At 58.3% G+C, this 16218-nt stretch carries 15 protein-coding genes and 2 tRNA genes; 13 read left to right on the top strand and 4 right to left on the bottom strand.

Annotated elements, in window-relative coordinates; translation table 11 throughout:
- Positions 1-159: 159 nt before the first annotated feature.
- Positions 160-230: transfer RNA gene (locus SYN8016DRAFT_RS12905), tRNA-Cys, on the bottom strand.
- Positions 231-284: 54 nt separating this feature from the next.
- Between SYN8016DRAFT_RS12905 and SYN8016DRAFT_RS12900 the strand changes: the two genes are divergently transcribed.
- On the top strand, positions 285-1514 hold the full coding sequence (locus tag SYN8016DRAFT_RS12900) for a lipid-A-disaccharide synthase-related protein (protein ID WP_006854862.1): 1230 nt from the start codon (positions 285-287) through the stop codon (positions 1512-1514).
- Between the two features lie 20 nt (positions 1515-1534).
- A complete protein-coding gene (locus SYN8016DRAFT_RS12895) occupies positions 1535-1804 on the top strand; it encodes a hypothetical protein (RefSeq protein ID WP_006854861.1) in 270 nt (89 codons plus the stop codon).
- Positions 1805-1839: 35 nt separating this feature from the next.
- Here SYN8016DRAFT_RS12895 and SYN8016DRAFT_RS12890 read toward each other — a convergent pair whose 3' ends face one another.
- Positions 1840-2484, bottom strand: coding sequence for a ribonuclease D (locus SYN8016DRAFT_RS12890; RefSeq protein WP_006854860.1), 645 nt, complete (start codon positions 2482-2484; stop codon positions 1840-1842).
- 126 nt (positions 2485-2610) lie between these two features.
- Between SYN8016DRAFT_RS12890 and SYN8016DRAFT_RS12885 the strand changes: the two genes are divergently transcribed.
- From SYN8016DRAFT_RS12885 to SYN8016DRAFT_RS12875, 3 genes are read left to right on the top strand one after another with little or no spacing between them, the layout of a single operon-like run.
- A complete protein-coding gene (locus tag SYN8016DRAFT_RS12885) occupies positions 2611-2994 on the top strand; it encodes a PadR family transcriptional regulator (RefSeq protein ID WP_006854859.1) in 384 nt (127 codons plus the stop codon).
- A 31-nt stretch (positions 2995-3025) separates the two neighbouring features.
- Entirely contained in the window at positions 3026-3580 is a 555-nt protein-coding gene (locus SYN8016DRAFT_RS12880; RefSeq protein ID WP_006854858.1) for a cofactor assembly of complex C subunit B, read from the top strand.
- 5 nt (positions 3581-3585) lie between these two features.
- Positions 3586-4485, top strand: a complete 900-nt coding sequence (locus SYN8016DRAFT_RS12875; RefSeq protein WP_006854857.1) for a hypothetical protein — start codon at positions 3586-3588, stop codon at positions 4483-4485.
- On the opposite strand, the gene hemF is transcribed toward SYN8016DRAFT_RS12875, so the two are convergent.
- A complete protein-coding gene (gene hemF / locus SYN8016DRAFT_RS12870) occupies positions 4412-5497 on the bottom strand; it encodes an oxygen-dependent coproporphyrinogen oxidase (RefSeq protein WP_006854856.1) in 1086 nt (361 codons plus the stop codon). The two genes, SYN8016DRAFT_RS12875 and hemF, sit on opposite strands and share 74 nt — an antisense overlap.
- 114 nt (positions 5498-5611) lie before the next feature.
- Here hemF and SYN8016DRAFT_RS12865 point away from each other — a divergent pair, with 114 nt between their 5' ends.
- The 8 genes from SYN8016DRAFT_RS12865 to SYN8016DRAFT_RS12830 all read left to right on the top strand — a co-directional run bounded on the left by SYN8016DRAFT_RS12865 (position 5612) and on the right by SYN8016DRAFT_RS12830 (position 16096).
- Positions 5612-6688, top strand: coding sequence for an Mrp/NBP35 family ATP-binding protein (locus tag SYN8016DRAFT_RS12865; protein WP_006854855.1), 1077 nt, complete (start codon positions 5612-5614; stop codon positions 6686-6688).
- A 2-nt stretch (positions 6689-6690) separates the two neighbouring features.
- The gene (gene rodA, locus SYN8016DRAFT_RS12860) at positions 6691-7962 is read left to right on the top strand and encodes a rod shape-determining protein RodA (RefSeq protein WP_006854854.1); all 1272 of its coding nucleotides are present in this window, start codon (positions 6691-6693) and stop codon (positions 7960-7962) included.
- 7 nt (positions 7963-7969) lie between these two features.
- Positions 7970-9379 (top strand): sensor histidine kinase KdpD, encoded by a 1410-nt coding sequence (locus SYN8016DRAFT_RS12855; protein WP_006854853.1) that lies wholly within the window; start codon positions 7970-7972, stop codon positions 9377-9379.
- Between the two features lie 93 nt (positions 9380-9472).
- Positions 9473-9904 (top strand): photosystem I reaction center subunit II PsaD, encoded by a 432-nt coding sequence (locus SYN8016DRAFT_RS12850; protein WP_038014855.1) that lies wholly within the window; start codon positions 9473-9475, stop codon positions 9902-9904.
- A gap of 47 nt (positions 9905-9951) precedes the next feature.
- The gene (locus SYN8016DRAFT_RS12845; RefSeq protein ID WP_006854851.1) at positions 9952-11484 is read left to right on the top strand and encodes an anthranilate synthase component I; all 1533 of its coding nucleotides are present in this window, start codon (positions 9952-9954) and stop codon (positions 11482-11484) included.
- Positions 11481-12626 carry a glutamate--cysteine ligase gene (gene gshA, locus SYN8016DRAFT_RS12840; RefSeq protein ID WP_006854850.1) on the top strand — a complete coding sequence of 382 codons (1146 nt, stop codon included), beginning with the start codon at positions 11481-11483 and terminating at the stop codon, positions 12624-12626. Before SYN8016DRAFT_RS12845 ends, gshA begins: the two co-directional genes overlap by 4 nt.
- Positions 12623-15634, top strand: coding sequence for a phosphoenolpyruvate carboxylase (gene ppc / locus SYN8016DRAFT_RS12835; protein WP_006854849.1), 3012 nt, complete (start codon positions 12623-12625; stop codon positions 15632-15634). Before gshA ends, ppc begins: the two co-directional genes overlap by 4 nt.
- Positions 15635-16096: a hypothetical protein gene (locus SYN8016DRAFT_RS12830; protein WP_006854848.1), complete on the top strand. Its 462-nt coding sequence runs from the start codon at positions 15635-15637 to the stop codon at positions 16094-16096.
- Between the two features lie 21 nt (positions 16097-16117).
- On the opposite strand, the gene SYN8016DRAFT_RS12825 is transcribed toward SYN8016DRAFT_RS12830, so the two are convergent.
- Positions 16118-16191 (bottom strand) — tRNA-Arg (locus tag SYN8016DRAFT_RS12825).
- Positions 16192-16218 lie beyond the last annotated feature (27 nt).

The raw sequence follows: 16218 nt of genomic DNA, 5'->3' as shown, positions 1-16218 counted from the left end.
CCTAAGGGAGACAAGCGCAAGCCCCACGAGTGCCCTTCAACGCAGAGCCAACTACCCATCTCAAATGAGACAGATTCTGAGCAAGACATTCGAGGATTTTGCGTAGCGTGAAGATACGCCAAATCATAAAAAGATCTCGTTCGGGTCTTTTGAGATCAAAGGCGGCACCCAGATTCGAACTGGGGATAAAGGATTTGCAATCCTCTGCCTTACCACTTGGCCATGCCGCCATTCAGGGAGCCTCAGCTCCACTAGCGGATCGTATCAGCGAGGGTTCAGGTTCCCTGCTGCTCATCAGCAATGGGCACGGGGAAGACCTCATCGCCTTAAAGATCATCGAGGCACTTCGGACCCAACGTCCGCAACTAACCCTGAAGGTGTTGCCACTGGTTGGGACGGGCGGAAGCTTCAGGCAAGCCATCGAAAAAGGCTGGGTCCAACAAGTTGGGCCCGCTGCGCCGCTCCCAAGTGGCGGATTTAGCAACCAAAGCCTGAGTGGCCTCTTTGCGGATTTAATCGCTGGGCTACCCCTGCTCACATGGCAGCAGTGGCGATGCCTGCGCAAACTCCGCACTGAGATTGACGCCGTCCTTGCCGTGGGAGACCTGCTCCCGCTCTTGATGGCTTGGGGTTCGGGACGGCCCTTCGCCTTTGTGGGCACCCCAAAAAGCGATTACACCTGGTCCAGCGGCCCTGGTCGTGACCTCAGCGATCACTATCACGCCCTCAAAGGGAGCGAATGGGATCCGTGGGAATGGCTGCTCATGCGCAACAAACGCTGCCGTTTGGTGGTCACCCGTGACCGCTTAACAGCGCGAGGACTGCGAAAGCATGGGGTCCGCGCGGAAGCCCCTGGCAATCCGATGATGGATGGGTTGAGCAATGCAACCGCCCCTGCCAGCCTGAGTCGCTGCAGGCGCATCCTGCTGCTGTGCGGAAGCCGCATGCCAGAAGCGGAGCGCAACTTCAGCCGCTTACTGCTCGGGTTGGCACCGTTGCCCAGCGACCGACCGATTGCCGTGCTGGTCGCGCTTGGCAGCACGGCAAGCCTTCAAGCCCTTGGCTCAGAACTCAAGCGCCAAGGATTTCGATCCAGTCCACCACCCAGTGATGCGTTGCAGGCGGGAGCCTGCTGGCTAAGGGGGCAAGTCCTTGTCCTCTTAGGGACCGGACAGTTCGAGCTTTGGGCTCCATGGGCTGAAGTGGGCGTCGCCACGGCAGGAACAGCTACCGAGCAACTCGTCGGCTTGGGCATTCCCGCTCTCTCCCTTCCTGGGAAAGGACCTCAATTCACCCAAGGGTTCGCAAAACGCCAAAGTCGCTTGCTCGGCGGAGCGGTGCGTTCTTGCCAATCGAGCCATGAGCTCAACACACGCCTGAAAAAGCTCCTCGAGGACCCGTCTTTGAGATTGCAAATGGGTCGAAGAGGTCGGCAACGCATGGGGCCTGCCGGTGGCAGTGAAGCCATCGCTAAGCGAGTTCTGATCCAACTGCCGCTCGGCCACGGATACTGAGAGGCAATCGTCCTTCAGCCATGCCCGCGATTCAGGACCATGACTACCTCAGGCTCTGCGCGGAACTGGCCACCGAACTTGGCATCAGCCAGTCGTCAGCCCGCCGAAGGGTTGAACTTGCTGCCAGCAAGATAGGCGCCAAGGATTTGATGTCTCGCAAAGAGGTGGCCACAACCCTGCTTGCAGACGCACAAAACGAACGCTCACAAGGAGATCACGATCAGGGGCAAGTCCTCGACCGCTTGCTCGAAGCAGAGCCCCTGGATGAGAAATTCATGCTGGAGGATTGAAGTCCAGGCCACCAGCACGGCAGAGGCCTAGGGCCTCAATGCTCAAAGGTCTGGGTGAAGCGAAAGCGATCGAGATCAGACATCACCGGAATGCAAGCAAAGCAACGCTCGGCAAGGTCCCAGCGCCCCTCACGCTGCAACATCTCCTTGAGGCGGTCTCGGGCGGGGAGTAAATAGCGCGCATCGTTCGCCGCATAGGCGAGTTGGGTGTGGCTGAGTTCATCCACACGACCCCAATCACTGCTTTGGGCCTGCTTATCCAGCTCCACACCCACCAGCTCCATCACCACCTCCTTGAGTCCATGGCGAGGGCTGTAGGTGCGGGCTAACCGACTCCCAACCTTGGTGCAGAAAATGGGGTTCACCCTGATGCCCAGCCCGGTCGCAAGCGCCGCCACATCAAAGCGGGCGAAATGGAACACCTTCTCGATCGAGGCCTGTTCCATCAACGTTTTCAAGCGTGGGGCCTCGGTTTGCCCCAGGGCGATGCGAACGCAGGACACCTGATCTTCGGCATCACAGATTTGAACCAGACAGAGACGATCCCGTCCATGAATCAAACCCATCGCTTCCGTATCCACGGCGAGAGCGGTGGCATGGCTGTAACGCTCCGCCCAGTCCGCATCAAGATCGCCATCGAAAACAGCAAACGCTCGAGGCTGTGCAGTGATGTCAGTCATGGCAACAGAGAAGTGGGGACCCAGCTCACCACTTTGACCTCCTGTCCGCACGCGGAATGTTTTCCCATTCGCGGCTTGAAAATCAAACCGAGACCGAGCTAGACCAACTTGAGATCAATCGGCTTTATGCTCCACCGTCGCAGCGCCACTCACAACTGCCTGGCCGATATCGAACATTATTTTCAGCAACCACCACCACTGTTTTTAGATCTCGAACTGGCGGTGTGCTGGATCTTGGCCTGCCTTCTCCAGCACGACAGCTATCCCTCTGGACTGCTCCAGAGACTTCAACGGGAACATCCACAGTTGCGCGTGTCTGAAACCGTCCTGCACCAGGCCGTTGACTTTTTAAATCAGCAAGAACTGCTTGAGTGCTACAGCAAGCGCTGTCCAAGCCGCGGCCGTCCTCGCCGCATGCTCCATCTCCATGAGGAGGCCAGAGCCGAGGCTGAGCGGTTGATGGAACCATGGCAGCGCTGGCTCCTCGAACATGACCCCCTGACCACCTAGAACAGGTGGACCAAAAGACCAAGCGCGGCGGATGCCAACCACACAGACATCCACATTGTTGCTGACTCTGCTGTTGGCCATTGGACTCGTGTTCTTCTTGCGAGCCGCCAGCAAAGATCGCACCACCGTGGTGGAGGTGCACTCCCCCAGGCCCGCGCTTGAAGTCATGGAAGGACTCTGCACGTGGCTCGAGAGTCGCGGTTGGATTCGCGATGGCGGCGATGCAGAGCGCTGTTTGCTCGAATATCGCGGGCGCGTGGCCTCCAGCAACCCTTTAGCAGTGTTGCTTTCCATTCTTGGCGGGGTTGGCGCAGGCTGCCTCGGACTCGTGCTGCGTGAGCTCAACCCATCGCTTTCCTGGTGGCCGCTCTCGCTCATCCTGCTTGGGCCCCTCGCCGGTTGGGTTTACAGCCGACGGGCAGCCCGTCAGGAAGGCATCCAAATCCGTTTGATCGAACCAGCACCCCAAGAAGGAAGCACCCTCAGGCTTCGTGCGCACCGCGACGAATTGATCGCCCTCGAGCTGGCTTTAGGCGAACCCCTTGAACTCGCCAGCGATGGCTCTTTGCTCTCCTCCCCCATCTGAAACCAATGCCCTCCATTCCGGCCTGGCTGCAGCGCAAACGGGTCACCATCCCGATCGGCGTCACCGTGCTGACTATGGCCGCCCTGGTGCTCACGCAGGCAAAAGAGCAGAACCTTTGGAGTCCAGACAGCACCGCTGAGAAGACAGACAGGACGGTTGTTAAGCCATCAGCCTGCCCAGCTCCAGCCAACCCTGACCCGTTGCTGGGAGCGAGGACCCGTAAGCCTGGCCGTTGGGTGGGGACGACCCCACTAGCAAAAGACGCCCCCATTGTCGTCATGGCGGGGCATGCCGACTCCCAGGGGATGAACAGTGCAGGCACGCCTGGATTTGCTGTTGGAGTGAAGAAGCAAGCTCCGATGGATGCACGCATGCGCGACGAGCTGTACTGGAATTTGAAGGTTCAGAAGGCCGTGGTTCGCCAAGGGAAGGCCCGAGCTCTCAATATCAGCGCCTACAACCCACCCGCACTCACGATCCGGAATGACAATCACCCCAAGACCAACTGGTCGCAGGCGAGGGTGCGTTCAGCCAAAGGCGAATACATCCTCGAAATTCATTTCGATGCCTATAGCCCCTATGGATTCGGCTCAGGCCTCATTCCAGCCATCAACAGACCCCTCAACACGATTGACGAAAGCCTGGGCAAGGCCTTTGGGCGCTTCCCGAGACTGTTCCGAGGTGGTTTAGGCGGGCCACGGCGGGGAATCGGCATTCTCGAAATTGGAATGCTGGAACCGCCCTTAGAGCAAAAGCTCCGCGACCCCAACACGCAACTCCAAACGATCGAATGCTTAGCGCTACGTGTGGTGGATGCCTTGGAGCAAGGCGTTAATCAATCGCCTGATGAGGGCGGCAACGGTCCTCAAGGGTCGAATCTCCAAACCAATCCTGCGGACGGGTAAACAGGTCTGTGAGTAATTCCTCCCGGGATCCTTCAGGGGCTCGATAGCCGTACTGCCAGCGTGCCATCGGAGGAAGAGACATCAAGATCGATTCCGTACGACCGTTGGTCTGCAGTCCAAAAATCGTGCCCCGATCCCAGACCAGATTGAACTCCACGTAGCGGCCACGCCGGTAGAGCTGAAATTGACGTTCTCTCTCTCCATAGGGGAGTGGATTGCGCTTCTCCACAATCGGGGTGTAGGCAGGCAAGAAGGCTTGTCCACAAGCGCGTGCCAGGTCATGCAATTGGTCCCAACCCAGTGGGCACGCGCCGATTTCTGCGGCTTGACGCGCCGCAGGTCCCTCTGCGTCCTGGCCTCGATACAGGCGACCACTTCCATCTTGGTAGTCGTAGAAAATCCCCCCGATCCCCCGTGTCTCCTGGCGGTGCTTCAGGAAGAAATATTCATCGCACCAAGGCTTAAACACGGTGTAAAGCTTGGGGTCGATGGAATCACAGGCCCGCTGGTGCTCTCGATGGAAGTGGCGGGCATCCTCGAGGAACGGATAAAAAGGCGTGAGATCGGCACCCCCTCCAAACCACCAAACAGGGCCCGCCTCGAAGTAGCGATAGTTCAAATGAACAGTCGGAATGAAGGGATTGCGAGGGTGCAACACCATCGACGTTCCGGTTGCGAACCAGGGATGCCCTTTGGCCTCAGGACGCTGCTTGAGGATCGACGGTGGCAATTCTTTGCCGTGTACCTCGGAAAAGTTCACCCCTCCCTGCTCAAACACCCGCCCCTCGGTCATCACCCGCGAACGTCCACCACCTCCTTCCGGACGATCCCAACTCTCCTCCTGAAAATGGGCACTGCCATCCAGTTGCTCGAGGCCAGCGCAAATTTCATCTTGGAGGCCCTGCACCAGCGCCCTGGCTCGCGTGCGGGAATCGGAAGGTGGTCGCTCCCCCGTGGCATCCGAGGAGAGCAAGATCTTGCCCTTGAGGCGCTTAAGGAGAGAGCGAACCATGAAATGGCGATGAACGATCAAACGACCATTTCAGCCTGACAGCGGTCCCGACAAGCATGTGTGAAGGACTGTCATGGGCGGCGCCCCTAGGATCCACCCCAACGCAACAGATGCATGGCCATAGCAGAAAAGGCAGCTGAGTTGCTGAAAGGGATCGTGGATGCAGGGAGCAATCGCTCTGTTGTGGATCTCGGCTGGCTGGATCGCGTGCGAGTGGATCCCCCCCGAGCGGTGCTCCGTCTCAATCTGCCTGGCTTTGCCCAAGGCCAACGGGACAGGATCGTCGCTGAGGCACGGGAACGACTTTTAGCCCTTGAAACCATTCAAGATGTCCAAATTGAAGTAGGCACCCCTCCTTCTCAAGGAGGCATTGGTCAAGCCGGCCATGGCCAAGCAGCCGAACGCCAGCCCATCCCAGGGGTCAAACAAGTCATTGCCGTTAGCAGTGGGAAAGGAGGCGTGGGCAAAAGCACTGTGGCGGTCAATCTTGCTTGCTCCCTGGCAAAACAGGGACTCCGTGTTGGCTTACTCGATGCTGATATTTACGGCCCTAATGCACCGATCATGCTTGGCGTTGCCGATCAAAGCCCCGAGGTCAATGGCTCTGGTGATGAGCAGCGGATGATCCCACTGGAGAGCTGCGGGGTCGCCGTGGTCTCGATGGGGTTGTTGATCGAAGAAAACCAACCAGTCATCTGGCGTGGACCGATGCTGAACGGGATTATTCGCCAGTTTCTGTATCAGGTGGACTGGAGCGAGCGCGATGTGCTGGTCGTCGATCTTCCACCTGGAACTGGCGATGCCCAACTTTCCCTGGCCCAGGCCGTTCCCATGGCAGGAGTGGTGATCGTGACCACGCCGCAAAAAGTGGCGTTGCAAGATGCCAGGCGAGGCTTGGCCATGTTCCTTCAGATGGGCGTCCCGGTTCTTGGCGTCGTTGAGAACATGAGCGCCTTCATCCCACCTGATCAGCCCGACAGGAGCTATGCCCTGTTTGGATCCGGGGGCGGACAAACATTGGCGGACGCCTTCGACGTGCCTCTGTTAGCCCAGATCCCGATGGAAATGTCCGTGCAAGAGGGAGGCGATCAAGGCCGACCTATCAGCATCAGCCACCCCAGCTCCGTGAGTGCACAGGCCTTCAAAGAGCTGGCTGAGACAGTTGCCAACAGCCTTCAAGCGATCAGCTGAGCATGAAAATGGGCCCGATGAGTCGTGAACACAGCCTGTTCGCTCTCAACCGCCGACGCAAAGGCTGGCGACTCAAGGAGCCGGTGTTATGGGGTGTCCCCCTCGCCATGGTTATGGTGGCGGGTCTCTTGATCGCAAGCACCCAGCGCCAAGCTGATTACGCCGACTGGTATCACCACTGGATCACGGCTGCTGTGGGAGTTGTGATCGCGCTGGTGCTCGCCAGGCTTCCCTTGCTTCGGCTGAAACCACTGCTGATTCCGATCTACGCCATCACGGTGATCAGCCTGGTGGCCGTTCGCCTGATCGGCACCACTGCGCTTGGCGCTCAACGCTGGATCAGCATCGGCGGAGTGCACGTGCAGCCGTCCGAGTTCGCAAAATTGTCGGCGATTCTTTTGCTGGCGGCCGTGCTCGATCGGCACCCTGTCGAACGGCCCGTCGATCTGCTGCGTCCGCTGGGAATCATCTCGATTCCTTGGTTTCTGGTGTTCATCCAGCCTGACCTCGGAACATCGCTCGTTTTTGGAGCGCTGCTTCTCACGATGCTCTATTGGTCTGGCATGCCGATTGAGTGGCTCGTGCTGCTGCTCTCACCCTTGGCGACGGCCCTGCTCGCAGGTCTGTTCCCCTGGGGACTCGCGGCCTGGATCCCTTTAACCATGATCATTGCCTACCGATCATTGCCCTGGAAACGGGTGGCGCTCGTACTGGTGATGATCATGCAATCGGCGGCGGCCCTCGTCACCCCTTGGATGTGGATGCACGGCTTACAGGACTATCAGCGCGATCGCCTCGTGCTGTTTCTGGACCCGGCCAAAGACCCCCTCGGGGGTGGCTATCACCTGTTGCAAAGCACCGTTGGCATTGGATCGGGTGGCTTGTTTGGGATGGGGCTGCTTCAAGGGCAACTCACGAAATTGCGCTTTATTCCTGAACAACACACCGACTTCATCTTCAGTGCCCTTGGAGAAGAGACTGGATTCTTAGGAACGCTGCTCGTTGTGATCGGATTTGCCCTCTTAATGGGGCGCCTCCTGCAGGTGGCCGGGCAAAGCCGTTCTGATTTCGAATCACTCGTGGTGATTGGTGTCGCCACCATGCTGATGTTTCAAGTGGTCGTGAACATCTTCATGACCATTGGCCTGGGTCCTGTGACTGGCATCCCCCTTCCGTTTATGAGTTACGGCCGAAGCGCCATGGTCGTGAATTTCCTCGCCTTAGGCCTATGTCTTTCGGTGTCAAGGCGCTCCAAGCGGTCCCTGAACCGATGAGCCAGTGATGTTGCTCCAGAGCATTCACCAACAGATGGCCCAGGGCGTGAGCGCGGGATGCTCCGATGACTCAACGGCGCGGCGGATGTGGTGGGCTGCGTTGGAAACGCTTCAGGAAACGCTTCAACAGAACGAACAAGCCCCAGCCGGCGTTTGGCTTGCGGCCCCCTTGCCCGCGCTGTATTCACCCCAGCTCTTGAACAGCCTGCAGGGATGGGTCTGGGCACCGCAGGCACTCGGAGCTCTCACCTCGCCCACCACAAGCCTCCTGCCTCCAGACCTCTTAAGAGCTGGCCAGAGCCAGGGAAGAGCCACCCAGTCACTCCAGGCATCGACCTTCAGGCACCTGCCCCTTCATGAGGGGGACAGCCACGACCCGCTGTTGGTTGTGATCACAGCCAAGGTGCAAATTGCCTTAGCCCTCCATGGAGAACCAAACCAACGGCAGCTGCTCATGCGCAGTGAGCCTGAAATCCTTGGCACCGTGCTTGGGCTGATTGAACAAAGGCTGAAACAGGATGCCCCCGATCAAGCACTGGCTCTTCATCAAGCCCTCGAAGCGCTCGGCCCTCTGCAAAGCAGCTGTGTCCTCGGGCAAACCTTCTGGCCAAGCCTGGCGGTGCGACTCGCGAGCATGGCTCCCACCGTAACCTTGCAGGCATCGGCATCAGCTCCTGCCGAGAGCCAACAGCACCCACAAAAAACGAGTGAACAAGACTCAGCGGCGAACAAGGTGGATGAGGAGTTGTCCTTGCTTGAGGCCATCGCCCATGAAGTGCGAACACCTCTTTCAACGATTCGCACCCTGATCCGCTCCTTGTTGAGGCGCCATGACTTGCCCGAAACCGCGATCAAGCGCCTTCAGATGATCGACACCGAATGCAGCGAACAAATTGACCGTTTTGGCCTGATCTTTCAGGCGGCAGAGCTACAACGCCAGCCAGAAAGCCCCTCCGTGCTGGCTCAGACTGATCTCGGCAGCATGATCAGCCTCTTAACGCCCTCCTGGGAACAGCAGCTCCAGCGGCGCGGCATCGAGCTCAGTCTTTCCATCGCCAGCAACCTGCCGTCCGTTCTCAGCGATCCAAGTCGCCTAGAGCCGATGCTGGGAGGCCTGGTCGACCGTTGCAGTCGAGGTCTTCCCAGTGGGAGCCAGCTCGTTCTGACCCTGCAACCCGCTGGAGCACGTCTCAAGTTGCAACTGCATGGCCAGAGTCCTGCAGAACGTGGAGAAGAGGGAGCCAGTCCAGAACCCATCGCCCAACTTGGCCCCGTACTGAGCTGGAATCCAGACACGGGAAGTTTGCAGCTCAGTCAGACCGCTACCCGGCGTTTACTCGCCCGACTAGGCGGCCGACTCACCCAGCGACGAGATCGTGGTTTGACTGTATTTTTCCCTTTAGCCCCGCATTGTTGACGGGTGTGAAGCTTCCAGGCCAGAAGGGCGATCAGGGCCGAACCGCGATGCTAATTTTTTGACATCACGGCATGCCGAATTCCGAGGAAAGCTATGACAGCATCCGCTTTAACCGGTCAGCTCCCCCAGTACATCGGAAGCACCGGCGGGCTGCTCAATTCCGCTGAAACGGAAGAGAAGTACGCGATCACCTGGACCAGCAAAAGCGCGCAAGCGTTTGAACTGCCCACAGGCGGAGCCGCGATGATGGTTTCTGGCGAAAACATCATGTATTTCGCCCGCAAAGAACAGTGCTTGGCCTTGGGCACCCAACTCCGCACCAAGTTCAAGCCTCGGATCGAAGACTTCAAGATCTATCGGATCTTCCCTGGTGGTGACACCGAGTTCCTCCATCCATTGGATGGTGTCTTCTCGGAGAAGGTCAACGAGGGACGGCCCATGGTGGGACACAACCCCAGGAGAATCGGAGCGAATCCCAATCCTGCAAACATCAAGTTCAGCGGCCGCAACACGTTCGACTCCTGACCTGCGTTCGGCCATGATGCCCAGCGGTCGGTTGCGACAATCTCCTCATGCTCTGCCCCGACCGCTCCGCCTTTTTTGAAGCAGCACGCTGCGGGGCAACCTTCATTCCCGTAGCCCATAGCTGGCCCGCTGATCTGGAAACCCCTCTCACCACCTGGCTCAAGGTCGGTGAAGGCCACCCGCCTGGGGTTTTACTCGAATCTGTCGAAGGTGGCGAGAACCTTGGACGTTGGAGTGTGATTGCCTGTGATCCTTTATGGACACTCTCAGCCAGAGGGAATGCCCTAACCCGCCGCTGGCGAGACGGCTACGAAGAGAGCTTTCAAGGCAATCCCCTAGACGTTCTTCGTGAATGCACGAATGCCTACAAGCCTGTCTCCCTCCCAGGGCTGCCACCCCTTGGGCAGTTGTATGGGATGTGGGGATATGAGCTGATCCGCTGGATTGAACCCAGCGTTCCCGTGCATCAAGCCGACGAGGACGCCCCTCCTGACGGCATTTGGATGCTGATGGACAGCATCTTGATCATCGATCAAGTGAAGCGTTTGATCACGGCTGTGGCCTATGGAGATTTGAGCAGCACGAGGGCCGCGGCCAAGACCGCAGATCAAGCCTGGGACGAAGCCATGGGTCGCATCGATGGGCTTGAAAACCGCATGGCATCACCTCTCCCCCAGGTGCGTCCCCTGCGCTGGAAGCCTGATGCGAGGCCTACCCCTGAAACAGAGAGCAATCGATCCCCAGAAAATTATCAACAAGCCGTTGCCACGGCCCAAGAACACATCGCCGCAGGAGACGCCTTCCAGCTCGTGATCAGCCAACGGCTGGAAACACGCGTCTCGCAACCACCCTTAGAGATCTACCGGAGCTTGAGGATGGTCAATCCATCCCCTTACATGGCCTTCTTTGATTTCGGGGACTGGTACCTGATCGGCTCAAGCCCTGAAGTGATGGTCAAGGCAGAACCAGACCAGGGAGGTATTCGTGCCAGCCTTAGGCCCATCGCTGGCACGCGCCCACGCGGGCGCAATGAACTGGAAGACCGAAATTTTGAAGTGGATCTCCTTGCTGATCCCAAAGAACGGGCGGAGCACGTGATGTTGGTTGACCTTGGCCGCAATGACCTAGGCCGGGTCTGCGCCGCTGGCACGGTGGATGTCAAGGAGCTGATGGTGATCGAGCGCTACTCCCATGTGATGCACATCGTCAGCCAGGTGGAAGGACGATTGGCTCAAGGACGTGACGTATGGGACTTGCTGATGGCCTCGTTCCCAGCGGGAACGGTGAGCGGCGCTCCAAAGATCAGGGCCATGCAGCTCATTCATCAGTTGGAGCCCGATGCTCGAGGGCCTTACTCCGGCGTCTACGGTTCTGTTGATCTGGCCGGCGCTCTGAATACGGCTATCACCATCCGCACCATGGTGGTCCGTCCTCATCCGAAGGGGGGGTGGAACATTCAAGTGCAAGCCGGCGCTGGCGTCGTCGCCGATTCCGACCCCGCTTCTGAGTACCAAGAAACCCTGAACAAGGCCCGCGCCATGCTCACTGCTCTCGCTTGCCTTGAGGATGCAGAGTCATGATCCAAAAGCTCAGACTCAAAGGGTTTGAAGTGGAGCTATTCACCGGTCGGAGCGACGGTGAAAATGTTGGTGTTGCCGAGCTGGTCAAGCAAGACCTCACTGAATTTTGCGTTGAGCCAGACCACCGCAATCTGGAGTACATCACAGAGCCTGAATCCGATTACGGAAAGCTCAAGGAGGCCCTGCTCGCGCCGCGCCGCCGCCTCCGGACGTGGCTGGCAGAACGTGATCTCACCTTGCTCCCAGGCAGCACTCTCACCTTGGGTGATGCCTCGCGATTTGAACGATCCAATCCAAACGACCCGTATCACGACCTCATCGAAGCCACCTACGGCACCACGGTCGTCACAGCCAGCATTCATATCAACCTGGGGATCAGTGACCCAGCCGATTTATTCCCCGCGCTTCGGCTTGTGCGTTGTGAAGCAGCCCTTCTGCTTGCCCTGAGCGCCAGTTCACCCTTTCTCAACCGCCAGATCACCGGCGCCCATTCACAACGTTGGCTGCAATTCCCCCTCACTCCCAAACAGGTTCCCCTCTTTCGCGATCTCGAGCATTTCGTGGAATGGACGGACACCCAGCTGGTGGAGGGGCGCATGCATAACGTGCGCCATCTATGGACCTCAGTCCGTCCCAATGGTCCACAACGGCCCTTTGATCTCAATCGAATCGAACTGCGGATCTGCGATTTAGTCACCAATCCAGATCTGCTTCTGGCGATTACAGCCCTGATGGAACTGCGCGTGTTGATGTTGCTTCAGGAGCCCGATCAACTCGACCCCTTCAAGGCGAGTGAACTGAATGCCGAACAGCTGATGGTGCTCAGCGATACCAATGACGCCGCTGCCGCCAGGCATAGCCTTGATGCACAGCTGCATGATTGGCGTGATGGGCGCCAACGCTTATGTCGCGACTGGCTGCGGGAGATGATCAAGGCCGTGATGCCTCTAGCGCACGACCTGGAACTGGCCTCCTCTCTGCTCCCTCTCGAATCCGTTCTTGCGGAAGGGAATCAAGCCATGCGTTGGCTCAAAGGAATCGAGAATGGACGCAGCCTTGAAGAGGAATTCCGCACTGGCATCCTCGAGATGGAACGGGAAGAACAGCCGATCGACCAATCCCTTGCTGACGCTTTGGGATGATCATGACTCCATCTGATAGCGGTTTCCCATCGATGCATTCGTCCTCAGCCCTGATTCCTGAGAGCACACAGCCCAGGGCTGATGGCCACGAAACAGGCGGTGGACAGCTCCTGCAGCAACGGCTTGCTCTTGTTGAAGACCTGTGGCAAACCGTTCTGCGCAGCGAATGTCCACCGGAGCAGGCCGAGCGACTGCTGCGCATGAAGCAGCTCAGTGATCCGGTGCTTCCTGGTGAACATCCAGCGGGAACCGATGCACTGATCGATCTGATCAAGGAGATGGATCTTGCCGAGGCCATCGCTGCGGCAAGAGCGTTCTCGTTGTATTTCCAACTCGTCAACATCCTCGAACAACGCATCGAAGAGGACACCTATCTCGAGAGCATTAATCGATCCCAGGACCAGGCAGAGCATGTCGATCCATTTGCTCCGCCTCTGGCCACCCAGACCGAACCAGCAACGTTTCGAGAATTATTTGAGCGCCTCAGACGTCTCAACGTTCCCCCAGCCAAGCTTGAGGCCCTGCTCCAAGAACTCGATATCCGTTTGGTCTTCACAGCCCACCCCACGGAAATCGTGCGCCATACCGTGCGCCACAAACAGCGACGCGTTGCCAGTCTCCTCCAGCAACTTGAGACGCAGCCGCTGACACCCTCAGGGGCAACGGACAGCGTGCGACTGCAGCTGGAAGAAGAGATCCGGCTTTGGTGGCGAACCGATGAGCTCCATCAGTTCAAGCCATCGGTTTTGGATGAAGTGGACTACGCCCTTCATTACTTCCAACAGGTTCTGTTCAATGCCATGCCGCAGCTGCGGCGGCGGATCGTCGCGTCCCTTGCGGCGAGCTATCCAGACGTCAGGGTTCCTTCGTCATCGTTTTGCACGTTTGGATCGTGGGTGGGGTCCGACCGGGATGGAAACCCCTCCGTCACCACTGAAATCACCTGGCGTACAGCCTGTTATCAGCGCCAGTTAATGCTTGACCGGTACGTGAGCGCCGTTCAACACCTTCGCAATCAACTCAGCATTTCCATGCAATGGAGCCAGGTGAGTGCTCCCCTGCTCGAATCGTTGGAAATGGACCGACTGCGCTTCCCAGACGTTTACGAGGAGCGCGCCACCCGATACCGGCTTGAGCCCTATCGGCTCAAGCTCAGCTTCGTGCTGGAGCGCCTGCGACTCACGCAATTGCGCAACCAGCAACTGGCTGATGCTGGCTGGCGAACCCCGCCTGAAGGATTGCCATCTTGTGCTCCAGGAAACACCCCAGGTGATGCTCTGCACTACGGCTCCATCGCTGAGTTCAGCAGCGAACTGGAACTGATCCGCACCAGTTTGGTTAACACAGATCTGAGCTGTGAACCCCTCGACACACTGCTCACCCAAGTGCACATCTTTGGGTTTTCACTCGCAGGTCTCGACATCCGGCAAGAGAGCACGCGACACAGTGATGCCCTTGACGAACTGAGCCGGTACATCAATCCCGATCGTGCTTACGGAGAGATGGACGAAGCAGAGCGTGTGGCCTGGTTGATGGAGGAATTGCAAACGCGTCGTCCCTTGATTCCTCCGGCGGTTAGCTGGTCCGCAGCCACAGCTGAAACGGTGGATGTGTTCCGGATGCTGCACCGTTTGCAGGATGAATTCGGCAGCCGTATTTGCGGCACCTACGTGATCTCGATGAGTCACAGCGTCTCCGATTTGCTCGAGGTGCTGCTGCTCGCCAAAGAAGCGGGATTGGTGGATCCTTCGGCCCGCCATGCCGACCTGCTTGTTGTTCCACTGTTCGAGACCGTGGAGGATCTACAAAGGGCCCCTGAGGTGATGGAGCAACTGTTCCAGACCCCGCTCTATCGAGATTTGCTGCCCCAGGTCGGCACCCAGGGGCTGCTTCTGCAGGAGCTCATGCTCGGGTACTCCGATAGCAATAAGGATTCGGGATTCCTCTCCAGCAACTGGGAAATCCATCAAGCCCAAATTGCCTTGCAAGATTTGGCCTCTCGTCAGGGCATTGCCCTGCGTCTATTCCACGGGCGTGGTGGCTCTGTAGGACGTGGTGGAGGCCCGGCCTACCAAGCGATCTTGGCTCAGCCCAGCGGGACCCTGCAGGGACGCATCAAGATCACGGAGCAGGGCGAAGTTCTGGCCTCGAAGTACAGCCTGCCGGAGCTGGCTCTGTACAACCTTGAGACCGTGACCACCGCGGTGATCCAAAACAGCCTGGTGACCAACCAACTCGATGCGACACCGAGCTGGAATGAATTGATGTCCAGGCTCGCCAAAAGCTCTCGCCGCCATTACCGAGCCTTGGTGCACGACAACCCTGATCTAGTGGCCTTTTTTCAACAGGTCACGCCCATTGAAGAAATCAGCAAACTGCAGATTTCCAGTCGCCCCGCACGCAGGAAAACAGGCGCCCGAGACCTTTCCAGCCTGAGGGCTATTCCCTGGGTGTTCGGCTGGACCCAGAGCCGCTTCTTGCTTCCCAGCTGGTTTGGGGTGGGTTCAGCCCTGAGTGAAGAGCTTGAGGCGGATCCAGACCAACTCACCTTGTTGCGCACCTTGCATCAGCGCTGGCCTTTCTTCCGCATGCTGATCTCCAAAGTGGAGATGACTCTCTCCAAGGTGGATCTCGATTTAGCGCGTCATTACGTGACCAGTTTGGGCAGTGCCGAACACCATGATGCGTTTGAGAAGATTTACGCCACGGTGGCCGATGAATACGCCCGAACCAAGGGGCTTGTGTTGGCCATCACAGGCCAAGAGAGACTTCTTGATGCCGATCCAGCCCTACAGCTCTCGGTTGACCTACGCAATCGCACGATCGTTCCGCTTGGTTTTCTGCAAGTGGCGTTGTTGCGCCGCCTGAGAGATCAAAACCGTCAACCACCGATGAGTGAATCGCCCAGCAGCGATGGAGACGGGCGCACCTACAGCCGCAGTGAGCTCCTGCGAGGTGCGCTTCTCACCATCAACGGAATCGCAGCAGGCATGCGCAATACAGGCTGAGTGTCACCGCTTCCGTTCCGACAGCAGGCCGCGGCACCACGACTGCCTGCCCATTACCGGCTGCAGACCGAGCCCCATCCGAGCGGTGAGGCGATCAATGCCCTGCTGATGTCCTGCGGTGAGCCAGCGCATCCAGTGGAGCGTTGGCCCTTGGCGCTCAGTCGCAGCCTCTGGCAACTCAGCATCATCGACGAGCGCGATCAAGCGCTGGTTGGCTTCATTCGAGCCACAAGCGATCTGGCCTTGAATGCCAATCTCTGGAACCTCGCCGCCTCTCCTGGCGACGATCAGAACTCGCTGCTGAACGCGTTAGTGCATCACGCCCTTACACGCTTGAAAAAAGAATTACCAGGCTGCAGCATCTCGATCTCCGCTCCCGCCATTGCACTGGAGGGATTGAAGAAACAAGGTTTCATCCTTGACCCTGGCGGAATTCGCGCCATGGGCTTAAGGCTCCGATGAAGGCTGGAGCCTGATTGATGACGAGCATGGAGGGACTCGAACCCCCGACCCTCAGAACCGGAATCTGATGCTCTATCCAACTGAGCTACATGCCCCTGCGGCTGTCGCAACAGCTGCGGGTA

This window comes from Synechococcus sp. WH 8016, assembly GCF_000230675.1.
GTDB lineage: Bacteria > Cyanobacteriota > Cyanobacteriia > PCC-6307 > Cyanobiaceae > Synechococcus_C.
Note: the sequence above shows the minus strand (reverse complement) of the source record. Positions and strands in the feature narration are given on the sequence as shown.

Bases quoted from the DNA above. Each gene is read 5' to 3' on its own strand.
- SYN8016DRAFT_RS12855 (WP_006854853.1), top strand. From the start codon at position 7,970: ATGTTGCTCCAGAGCATTCACCAACAGATGGCCCAGGGCGTGAGCGCG.
- ppc (WP_006854849.1), top strand. From the start codon at position 12,623: ATGATCATGACTCCATCTGATAGCGGTTTCCCATCGATGCATTCGTCC.
- gshA (WP_006854850.1), top strand. From the start codon at position 11,481: ATGATCCAAAAGCTCAGACTCAAAGGGTTTGAAGTGGAGCTATTCACC.
- SYN8016DRAFT_RS12895 (WP_006854861.1), top strand. From the start codon at position 1,535: ATGCCCGCGATTCAGGACCATGACTACCTCAGGCTCTGCGCGGAACTG.
- hemF (WP_006854856.1), bottom strand. From the start codon at position 5,497: ATGGTTCGCTCTCTCCTTAAGCGCCTCAAGGGCAAGATCTTGCTCTCC.
- SYN8016DRAFT_RS12890 (WP_006854860.1), bottom strand. From the start codon at position 2,484: ATGACTGACATCACTGCACAGCCTCGAGCGTTTGCTGTTTTCGATGGC.
- SYN8016DRAFT_RS12875 (WP_006854857.1), top strand. From the start codon at position 3,586: ATGCCCTCCATTCCGGCCTGGCTGCAGCGCAAACGGGTCACCATCCCG.
- SYN8016DRAFT_RS12885 (WP_006854859.1), top strand. From the start codon at position 2,611: ATGCTCCACCGTCGCAGCGCCACTCACAACTGCCTGGCCGATATCGAA.
- SYN8016DRAFT_RS12865 (WP_006854855.1), top strand. From the start codon at position 5,612: ATGGCCATAGCAGAAAAGGCAGCTGAGTTGCTGAAAGGGATCGTGGAT.
- SYN8016DRAFT_RS12845 (WP_006854851.1), top strand. From the start codon at position 9,952: ATGCTCTGCCCCGACCGCTCCGCCTTTTTTGAAGCAGCACGCTGCGGG.
- SYN8016DRAFT_RS12880 (WP_006854858.1), top strand. From the start codon at position 3,026: ATGCCAACCACACAGACATCCACATTGTTGCTGACTCTGCTGTTGGCC.
- rodA (WP_006854854.1), top strand. From the start codon at position 6,691: ATGAAAATGGGCCCGATGAGTCGTGAACACAGCCTGTTCGCTCTCAAC.
- SYN8016DRAFT_RS12850 (WP_038014855.1), top strand. From the start codon at position 9,473: ATGACAGCATCCGCTTTAACCGGTCAGCTCCCCCAGTACATCGGAAGC.